The organism is Paenibacillus chondroitinus NBRC 15376 (genome assembly GCF_004000765.1).
Lineage (GTDB): Bacteria > Bacillota > Bacilli > Paenibacillales > NBRC-103111 > Paenibacillus_E > Paenibacillus_E chondroitinus.
Window position 1 is genome coordinate 183,701 of sequence record NZ_BILW01000009.1, and the last position, 9,470, is coordinate 193,170.

9 protein-coding genes are annotated in these 9,470 nt (G+C 52.0%); 1 reads left to right on the top strand and 8 read right to left on the bottom strand.

Annotation, left to right across the window (positions count from 1 at the left end; all coding sequences use genetic code 11):
- Positions 1 to 3: 3 nt before the first annotated feature.
- Positions 4 to 1,575 carry a histidine ammonia-lyase gene (gene hutH, locus PCH02S_RS13550; protein WP_127453827.1) on the bottom strand — a complete coding sequence of 524 codons (1,572 nt, stop codon included), beginning with the start codon at positions 1,573 to 1,575 and terminating at the stop codon, positions 4 to 6.
- 305 nt (positions 1,576 to 1,880) lie between these two features.
- Positions 1,881 to 2,732, bottom strand: coding sequence for a sugar phosphate isomerase/epimerase family protein (locus PCH02S_RS13555; RefSeq protein ID WP_127453787.1), 852 nt, complete (start codon positions 2,730 to 2,732; stop codon positions 1,881 to 1,883).
- Positions 2,733 to 2,888: 156 nt separating this feature from the next.
- On the opposite strand from PCH02S_RS13555, the gene PCH02S_RS13560 reads away from it, so the two are divergent.
- Complete coding sequence (locus tag PCH02S_RS13560; RefSeq protein WP_127453789.1) at positions 2,889 to 3,740, top strand: AraC family transcriptional regulator; 852 nt, start codon at positions 2,889 to 2,891, stop codon at positions 3,738 to 3,740.
- 137 nt (positions 3,741 to 3,877) lie between these two features.
- Here PCH02S_RS13560 and PCH02S_RS13565 read toward each other — a convergent pair whose 3' ends face one another.
- The 6 genes from PCH02S_RS13565 to PCH02S_RS36190 form a co-directional block, all read right to left on the bottom strand.
- On the bottom strand, positions 3,878 to 4,993 hold the full coding sequence (locus PCH02S_RS13565; protein ID WP_127453791.1) for an aminopeptidase: 1,116 nt from the start codon (positions 4,991 to 4,993) through the stop codon (positions 3,878 to 3,880).
- A 13-nt stretch (positions 4,994 to 5,006) separates the two neighbouring features.
- A complete protein-coding gene (locus PCH02S_RS13570) occupies positions 5,007 to 5,612 on the bottom strand; it encodes an ArsR/SmtB family transcription factor (protein WP_127453793.1) in 606 nt (201 codons plus the stop codon).
- Positions 5,613 to 5,900: 288 nt separating this feature from the next.
- The gene (thiC, locus tag PCH02S_RS13575) at positions 5,901 to 7,688 is read right to left on the bottom strand and encodes a phosphomethylpyrimidine synthase ThiC (protein ID WP_127453795.1); all 1,788 of its coding nucleotides are present in this window, start codon (positions 7,686 to 7,688) and stop codon (positions 5,901 to 5,903) included.
- 37 nt (positions 7,689 to 7,725) lie between these two features.
- The gene (thiE, locus tag PCH02S_RS13580) at positions 7,726 to 8,376 is read right to left on the bottom strand and encodes a thiamine phosphate synthase (RefSeq protein ID WP_127453796.1); all 651 of its coding nucleotides are present in this window, start codon (positions 8,374 to 8,376) and stop codon (positions 7,726 to 7,728) included.
- On the bottom strand, positions 8,373 to 9,242 hold the full coding sequence (gene thiD, locus PCH02S_RS13585) for a bifunctional hydroxymethylpyrimidine kinase/phosphomethylpyrimidine kinase (protein ID WP_127453798.1): 870 nt from the start codon (positions 9,240 to 9,242) through the stop codon (positions 8,373 to 8,375). The genes thiE and thiD overlap by 4 nt, the downstream gene beginning before the upstream one ends.
- Positions 9,243 to 9,281: 39 nt before the next feature.
- A partial coding sequence (locus PCH02S_RS36190) for a hypothetical protein (RefSeq protein ID WP_218033153.1) occupies positions 9,282 to 9,470 on the bottom strand: 189 nt, incomplete at its 5' end.

Sequence of the window (9,470 nt, forward strand, 5' to 3'; positions counted from 1 at the left end):
ATTTTAAAATAACGAACCTGTAACTGCCTCAACGGCTCGCAGCCATTTGCCTTCCAGCAGCGCAGCAGCTACTTCCTCAATCTCATGAGAGGTGGAACGATCTTCAATCACGGGCGGGACGACCGCTCGCAGATTGTCGTACAGCACGCGAGTGGCCGGCGCAAGACCTTCGCTACCAAGGAACTCGGCGGCTTCAGCTGCACAGATCAGTTCGATCGCCAGCACCTTCGACACATTGTCGATCACTTGGGCCGTATGGCGCGCTGCCGTGGTCCCCATCGACACATGATCCTCCTGATTCGCCGAAGACGGGATGGAATCTACGCTGGAAGGGTGAGCCAGCACTTTATTCTCCGACACAAGCGATGCGCTGACATACTGAGTAATCATCATGCCGGAGCCGACACCAGGGTTATGACTGAGAAAAGCAGGCAGTCCGCCGGATAACGCCGGATTCACCAGCCGCTCCGTGCGGCGTTCTGAAATGTTCGCAAGCTCGCTCATGCCGATTTTCAGAAAATCCATCGCAAAAGCAATCGGCTGCCCGTGGAAATTGCCTCCCGAGATGACAAGTCCTTTATCCACGAATAGTAAAGGATTATCTGTCGCTGAATTAATCTCTATGGCGATCTTGTCTCCCGCATAACCAAGAACTTGGCGCGTCGCACCATGTACCTGCGGCAAGCAGCGCAAGGAATAGGCGTCCTGCACGCGAATCTCGCCCTGGCGTGTCGTCAGCTTGCTGCCCTGCAGCAGCGTGCGCAGGTTACCCGCTACCCCGATCTGCTCCGGGTAAGGACGAACGCGCTGCACTTCATCGGCATAAGCGTCCGGGATGCCTCGCAAGCACTCCACCGTCATCGCCGCGATGACATCCGCGATCCGTGCGAGGCGCTCCGCTTTGACGAACGCCAACGTGCCGATCGAGGCCATAATCTGCGTGCCGTTGATCAAGGCAAGCCCTTCTTTCGCCTGAAGCGTAATCGGCTTCAGGCCTGCTTTGGCAAGCGCCAGAGCGCCCGGCAGGCGCTGCCCTTGGTAGATGGCCTCGCCTTCGCCCATCAGCACGAGCGCCAGATGAGACAGCGGCGCCAAGTCCCCGCTTGCGCCAAGCGAGCCCTGCTCCGGCACAATAGGATGCACGCCGCCATTGATGCAATCGACCAGCAGCTGGAGCGTTTCCGGCCGGATGCCGGAGTGCCCTTTGGCCAGGGCGTTTGCGCGCAGCAGCATCAACGCCCGCACGGTTGGTTCCGGCAGCGGCCTGCCTACCGCGCAAGCATGGCTGCGGATCAGATTGAGCTGCAGCTGTACCGCGTCCTGCGGGGAAATGCGTACGTCGCTGAATTTCCCGAAACCCGTCGTGACGCCATACACCACTTGGCCTGTCGCGACAAGCTCCTCCACCATAACGCGGCACTTCACCACGCGTTTCATCGCTTCTTCCTCCAGTGCCACAGGCACCCCTTCGTAAGCAACCGCTGCCACTAATGCCGGCGTCAACTGCTCACCATCTAATTTCACCGGAGGTTGGCCTCCTCCGTCATCTTGTTGCAGCTTCTCTTCATATATCATCGCCATGTCTATTCAGACCCCTTTCTCGCTTTAATAAAAGAAAGGGACCGTACGGAAGATGTTCTCTTCCATACGGTCCCATTTTAAAAAAGAGGGTTTTATGCGATTGTCCGGTATCCTGCTTCAGCCGATCCCTCATCGCGCTCACTCACTTTTGAATTATTTTGTTGTTATGCCTTTTGTTATACCTTCCCTTATTGTCACACGGGGGTTCGCGGACTGTCAATATGGCTTATCGCCCAAAAACTACACAAAAAAAGTCCCACCCGCCCTTGCTTGAGCGAATGAGACTTTGATCTAACAACTTAAGCTAACCATTCTTTCACTTTGGAAGAGAAATTGTTCAGCATTTCTTGCGAGCCGTATTGACCGCTGAAATCTTCGATGCCAAGGTATCCGTCGTATCCAACTGCTTTCAAATCAACCAGCAGCTGTTTCCAGTTCACGATACCCGCGTCAATCGGTGCCCACTCGCTTTTCCAAAGCTTAATGCCGTCTTGCGTTTCACCTGTCGGTACCCATTGCGCATTTTTCACATGCACATGTGCCAGGTATGGCCCTAGCAGTTCAAGACCCATGCGGTAGTTCTCGAAACCTTCGTGGACCATGTTGCCTGCATCATGCAGCACGCCGATGTGGTCTGGATTGAACTGTGAAACCAGGCGATGAGACAGCCCCGCGCTTGGAGTAATTGTGTTATGGTGGATTTCAGCCAACGCCTTGATGCCATATTGCTGCGAAAACTCTTGCACGTGGTGCAGATAGTCCGTAGCTTTTGCAAACAAATCGTTATAGTTTACGCTTTTATCATAATTAGGAACTCCGCAACGGATGAAAGAAGCTCCTACTTTTTTCGCCGCTTTAAATACACGCTCAGTTTCATTCACATTGCAGTCATTCAAGTAAGGAGTAACGCTTAAATTCACCAGGTTATTGTTAACAGCAATAAGTCTGAAACGCTCCAATTCTTCATCGGAAGCACTTGGATCAATGGAGCAAAGATTGTTACGCCAGAAAGACGGCTTCTCGTTAGCCACTTCCGCCGGAGTATCTTTAAAACGCCATTCAATCCCTTCAATACCTGCTGCTGTTGCTGCCTTGGCCAGTTCCTCAGGTGTTAAGTCAGGTGTTGCTACTGTAAAAATAGACAATTTCATATTGAATCCTCCTTAGAGTATCGATCATCGTTGTAAGTAGAATAGCTTGTTTGTTTAACTCTTCTTTATTTTGCAGTATAATAAAAACGTATTCATTGCATTAATTGGGCAAAAGTTTGCTAATATTGACTCCAGTTTAATAGAGGAGAACCTCTCATGCAGGATCTATACCAAAATCTTCATCAGTTGATCAATTTCCGCCATACCTTGACGAATGAGCCGCGGCCGATGGATTTCCATCAGCATCAGGATCAATATGAAATCTATTTTTTCCTAACCGGGGATGTCCACTATTTTATCGAAAAGCAGGTCTATCATTTGCAGTATGGCGATCTGTTAATCATGCACAGCAACGAGCTTCACAGGCCTAATTTCCAATCCAAAAAACAGCGGTATGAGAACTGCGTCATCCACTTTAATCCTGCGCTGCTCGCAAACCTGAATTCTTCTCAGTTTGATTTGCTGCACTGCTTCAATAACCGCAAGTTCGGCGAACAAAACCGGATGCGTCTGAATCCCCAGCAAATTGATGACTTCCTGAAAATATTCGAGCGCATGGAGCTGTACACGCGCCCTCAAGCGTTGCCTGGATCGGACATTTTATTTGTGGCCGCCTTTACCGAGCTGCTCGTGTTTATTAACCGGATTTTCCTCAATCAAGGCAAACAAGAGGATCAGGTCATGATACCTGATAAGTTGTCCTCCCTTTTTACGTATATTGACGAAAATCTGGATCAGGATCTCTCGCTCGAAGTGTTGGAGCATGTTGTGTTTATGAATCGCTCCTATCTTTGCCGACTATTCAAAAAACATACCGGCAGCACCATTCATGAGCATATCTTATTTAAGCGCATTAACAAAGCGAAGCAGCTGCTCCGCGAAGGCTCTACAGTCACGGATACATGCCAGTTGGCCGGCTTCAACGACTACTCCAACTTCATCCGCACCTTCAAAAAAGCGGTCGGCCTTCCCCCGCGCCAGTACCAGGCGCAGCAGCGGCGGGGCTGATAGCGCACGTAGCCCCCGTCATAGGACGGGGGCTGTTTCTATGCGCGCGTATCTGCCGCTATAACGCCACCTCAAAACAAAAAGCCCCCCATCCCCTGCACAGGTGCAGCGGGATCTAGAGGACCTTATCAATCAAATTATTTCAAATTTTCCGGGTTCAGCTGCAAAAGCTCAGGCAGAACGAAAATGCCGTCCTTGCGAATCAGCACATCGTCGAACCAAATCTCGCCGCCGCCGTACTCCGGACGTTGGATGTTCACGATATCCCAGTGCAGCGAGGACTTGTTGCCGTTGTAAGCATCGTCATAGCAGTTGCCTGGTGTGAAGTGGAAGCTGCCGTCGATTTTCTCATCGAACAACGTATCCTTCATAGGATGTTGGATGAACGGGTTCACGCCAATCGCGAATTCCCCAACATAACGAGCGCCTTCATCCATATCGAAAATCTCATTAATACGATCCGTATCGTTTGCCGTCGCTTTAATGATTTTCCCATTTTCAAATTCAAGCACGATGTTTTCGAAAATAAAGCCGTCATGCGGCGTAGGCGTATTGAAGGAAATAACGCCGTTCACGGATTCACGAACCGGTGCGGAGTAAACTTCACCATCCGGGATGTTCAATTCGCCATCGCATTTCACGCCGCCGATTCCTTTGATCGAGAACGTCAAATCCGTTCCAGGACCGACCAGACGCACTTTATCCGTGCGATCCATCAGATCTTTCAGCGCGTCCATCGCTTTGGACATTTTGCCGTAATCCATCGTACATACGTTGAAATAGAACTCTTCAAAAGCATCTGTGCTCATGCTAGCCAGCTGCGCCATGGAAGAAGTCGGGTAACGAAGAACGACCCATCTTGTATCCTTTATACGAACATCAAAGTGAACTTGTTGATAGTAAATAGAATTGTAAAGCTTCATCCGGTCCGCCGGGATATCCGATAGCTCGTAAATGTTAGCTCCGCCGCGCACGCCTATGTAGCCTTGCATTTTCTTCATTTGGAAAGCATCCACATCCGCCCAAGTTTGCATTTGAGCTTCTGTTCCTTCCATAACAAGCTGGCGAATGACCGCATGGTCCCGCACGTTAACATAAGGATGAGCGCCGGCTGCGTGAATCTTTTTCACGAGTTCTTTGACAAGCGCGTTATCGATGCCGTAAGCTTCGATCAAAATATTTTCGCCAGGCTGCGCTTTAACCGAATAATTCACAAGCACATCAGCCAGTTTCGTTAATCTTGGATCTAACATATCTATCTCTCCTCTATTTCTTCTCTACTTCATCCACTGGGTCAAAAGACGGCTCATTCGTCTGGAAGCCGACTGTCGTCAAGTAAAACCATTCCCCGTTCTCTTCCTGCTGAGAATCGAGTTCAAAAATAAGGGCGCGAAACTTTCTAAGCCATTCCGCATATTTTTCTTTGCTCATTTTGACTTCGACCTGCGTCATAATAATTGGCCAATGCGCACGGTCTGCAGAGGGAATTTGAAACGCCTCTTCCGGGGCATTAATCGCTCTGCGTCTGGCACGCGCAAGCACGCTCAAGGTTCTCTCACGGTAGTAGTTCTCTACCTCGGAAACATAGGGGAGCAGCGCTTCGCTAGGCACGAAGCCACGCGCGACGGCACGGTAAAACTTTTGAACGATACCATTCTTGAGTTCCGTACGTATCACTGAAATCAATCCATGCTTTTCCAGCTCATTCAAATGATAATGTACTTTGGCACGCGCCATTCCTAATAGTTTAGCCAATTGTTGGCCGGTATACGCTTTCTCGATGAGATAAAGCAGCACCTTGGCGCGCAGTGGATCACTTATCGTTTTTAATTGTTCTAACTCTTCAATAATATAGACCGGTTGCAGCTTCATCCTGGATTCGACCTCCCTCTCATGTACCAATTTTGCCGTGTAAACAAGCGTCTGTTGGTCAACTTTTAATCTCTTGCGAGATTAATTAAACGACGGTCAAATCTTTTTAACCGTATCATAATGCGAAAAGGAAATCATGTCAATTGCCGTTTCTGCAATGCTCATCGACATCCCCCTCACTTAAATGTTTCAACGCGTTAACGAATTACCGAAGTTAAGCTTTATTCTCTATGGTAGCAAAAAGGGACGTTTCTGTCACCAAGAAAGGCGCAAAACGTCCCATAATTTTTAACTATAAATTTGGTTTCCCGCTTTACGGAACTCTTGAGACTTTTCCAGCATCCCGCTGCTCACCGCCGACTCTTCGTCCAGCCCCCGTGCATGCGCGTACTGCCTGATATCCTGCGTGATTCTCATGGAGCAGAACTTCGGTCCACACATGGAACAAAAGTGTGCTGTTTTGGCGCCCTCGGCCGGCAGCGTCTCGTCGTGATACTCGATCGCCCGCTCCGGATCGAGCGAGAGATTGAACTGGTCGCGCCAGCGGAACTCAAAGCGCGCCTTCGACAGCGCGTTGTCGCGAATTTGCGCGCCCGGGTGCCCTTTGGCCAGATCGGCGGCATGCGCAGCGATCTTGTAGGTGACGACCCCAACACGGACGTCCTCTTTGTTCGGGAGGCCGAGATGCTCCTTCGGCGTCACATAACACAACATCGCCGTGCCGAACCAACCGATCATCGCCGCACCAATGGCGGAGGTGATGTGGTCGTAACCCGGCGCAATGTCCGTCGTCAGCGGTCCTAGCGTGTAGAATGGCGCTTCATCGCAGACTTCCAGCTGACGGTCCATGTTTTCCTTGATCATGTGCATCGGCACATGACCCGGCCCTTCAATCATCACTTGGACGTCGTGGCGCCAAGCGATTTTGGTCAGTTCGCCGAGCGTATCCAATTCGGCGAATTGCGCTTCGTCGTTCGCATCGGCGATCGAACCGGGACGCAGCCCGTCGCCAAGAGAGAAGGCGACGTCGTAGGTTTTCATAATTTCGCATATCTCTTCAAAATGCGTATACAGAAAGTTCTCTTGGTGATGCGCCAAACACCAGGCGGCCATAATGGATCCCCCGCGAGACACGATCCCCGTTACACGCTGAGCGGTCATAGGAATGTAACGCAGCAGCACGCCCGCATGAATGGTAAAATAGCTGACCCCTTGCTCCGCCTGCTCAATCAGCGTATCCCGATACACTTCCCATGAGAGGTCTTCGGCCTTACCGTTGACTTTCTCAAGTGCTTGATACAAAGGCACCGTACCTACTGGAACCGGTGAATTACGGATGATCCATTCACGCGTTGTATGTATGTTTTTACCTGTCGACAAATCCATGATCGTATCTGCGCCCCAACGGGTCGCCCACGTCATCTTCTCCACCTCTTCCTCAATGGAAGAAGCGACAGCGGAATTTCCGATGTTCGCATTGATTTTCACCAGGAAGTTGCGTCCGATGATCATAGGCTCGCTTTCCGGGTGATTAATATTAGAAGGAATAATAGCACGGCCAAGCGCCACTTCATTCCGCACAAACTCACTATCCAGATTCTCGCGAATCGCAATATACTCCATCTCGGGCGTTATGATCCCTTTGCGGGCATAGTGCATCTGGGTTACGTTACAACCCGGCTTAGCTCGAAGCGGCTTGCGATTTAATCCAGGGAATACTTCCGCAGCTCCTCTTGCATCCGGCGACGAAAGTCCGTTATCTTCCGGCTTTACCTCACGTCCCTCATAGGCTTCTACGTCCCCGCGTTCTTCAATCCATGGCAAGCGGTTAGCCGGCAGCCCTTGGCGAATATTGGTATTTTGTTCGGTATCCGTATAAATACCGCTTGTATCATACACATGTACAGGCTCATTCGCTACTTCGTCGCCGTGAATATTCGTGGATGTCCCGAGCGAAATTTCCCTCACAGGTACTTGGATATCCGGTCTCGACCCTTGTAGATACACCTTTTTACTGCCAGGAAATGTAGAAACTTGAACGTCTTTCACGGGGCTGCTGTTCTTGCTTGTTGTCACATCATGACCTCCTTTAAATGGGTAATTGTATTAACGACTACGGCATGTTTAAAATGCGATCCAGCTCCGACGCTGCGTCCTGCGGGGAGCGCGCGCCAGCAATCGCGCTCACAACCGCCACGCCATCCGCCCCTGCGCGGATGACGGGCAAAGCATTCGTGGCATCGATGCCCCCGATGCCAACCAAGGGCAGCCGGATGCCGCCTTCGCGCATCCGGGCAATCATGGCAGGCCCCTGGACCTCACGCGCATCGAGCTTCGTGCGCGTGGCGTATTGGGGGCCTACGCCCAGGTAGTCGGCGCCTTCGGCCAGCGCCGACTGCGCCTCCCCCAGATCGTGGGCTGACACGCCCACGATCATATGCTTCAGCCGCTGCCGCACGGCGGCGGCTGGGGCGTCCTCTTGGCCGATGTGAATCCCATCGGCCTCCAGCTCTAGAGCAAGCCTTTCATCGTCGTTGACGATGAAAGGGATCCGGTGCTGCGCGCACAAGCGGCGCAGCCGGGCGCCCAGCTCGAGCAGCGCCGGCCCCTGCAGGGCCCCGGCGCCTTTCTCGCGGAGCTGAAACATCGTGATGCCGCCGGCAATCGCCGCCTCCAGCACCGCATAAGGGTCAGCCCCTCCACAATTCGGGCTGCCCATCACCAAATACAACCGCAGCGCTCTGCGCAGTTCTTCCCTCGTCATCGCGTACCTCCAGCGTAAACATCGTGACTCACTATTATTGTGTTGGAGGATACAGCGCCCTCCAGCCTTTGCCCCCGCTGGTAAGCCCAATGGTTCGTTGGCCCATGGCCGCTTCCTATATACAGTGGTTCGGCGATGGCAGCTTGGATGAAATTTTTAGCCAAATGTAAAGATTCAGAAGCTGGCAAACCCTGCGCAAGTCCAGAAGTAATAGCCGCAGCAAATGTGCAGCCTGTACCGTGCGTATGCGGTGTATGTAGACGTCGGGAAGAGTACTCTGTGAACGACTTTCCGTCATAGAGCAAATCCGTAGCATAAACCGAATCCGCTTCATGTCCGCCTTTGATCATCACATGCTGGCAGCCGTATGCATGAATTTTTCTTGCTGCTTGCTGACGCGACTCGCTATCTGTGATCGATATCCCGCTAAGCGCCTCCGCTTCCGGAATGTTTGGCGTGACCACGTCAGCCAGCGGCAGTAGGTATTCAATCATGGCGTCTATCGCCTCTTGTTGAAGCAAAGAAGCTCCGCCTTTGGCGATCATGACGGGATCGACGACAACCCGCTCCCATTTGTAGCTTTCTATCGCAGCAGCTACGATTTGGATGATTTCAGATGAGAATAACATCCCCGTTTTGAGCGCATCCGGTCGCAAATCGGCTCCAATGGACGCTAACTGCTGTTCCACCGCCTGGGCGCTCATCGGGAACACGCCTTGAACGCCTTGCGTGTTCTGCGCGGTCACGGCCGTAATCACCGACATGCCGTAGACGCCCAGCTCTTGGAACGTCTTTAAATCGGCCTGAATTCCTGCTCCCCCTCCGCTATCGGAGCCGGCGATGGTCAGAGCTTTATATATGGACATCTGAGCTTCCCCTTTCATGTCGTTAAAAACTTAGGTCAATTAGCGCCGTGCGGATGAGACAGCCTTTTTCGACAGCTCGCTGGCGGTAGCAGCCGTTCTCCTGCCCGAGACGGCCTTTTCGGCTCTCTCGAGCCAGCCTTCTCGTCCGTTAATCACCGCCCAGCCGCCGAGACGGCCTTTTTCGACCGCTCGCTGGCGGCAGCAGCCGTTCTCCTGCCCGAGTCGGCT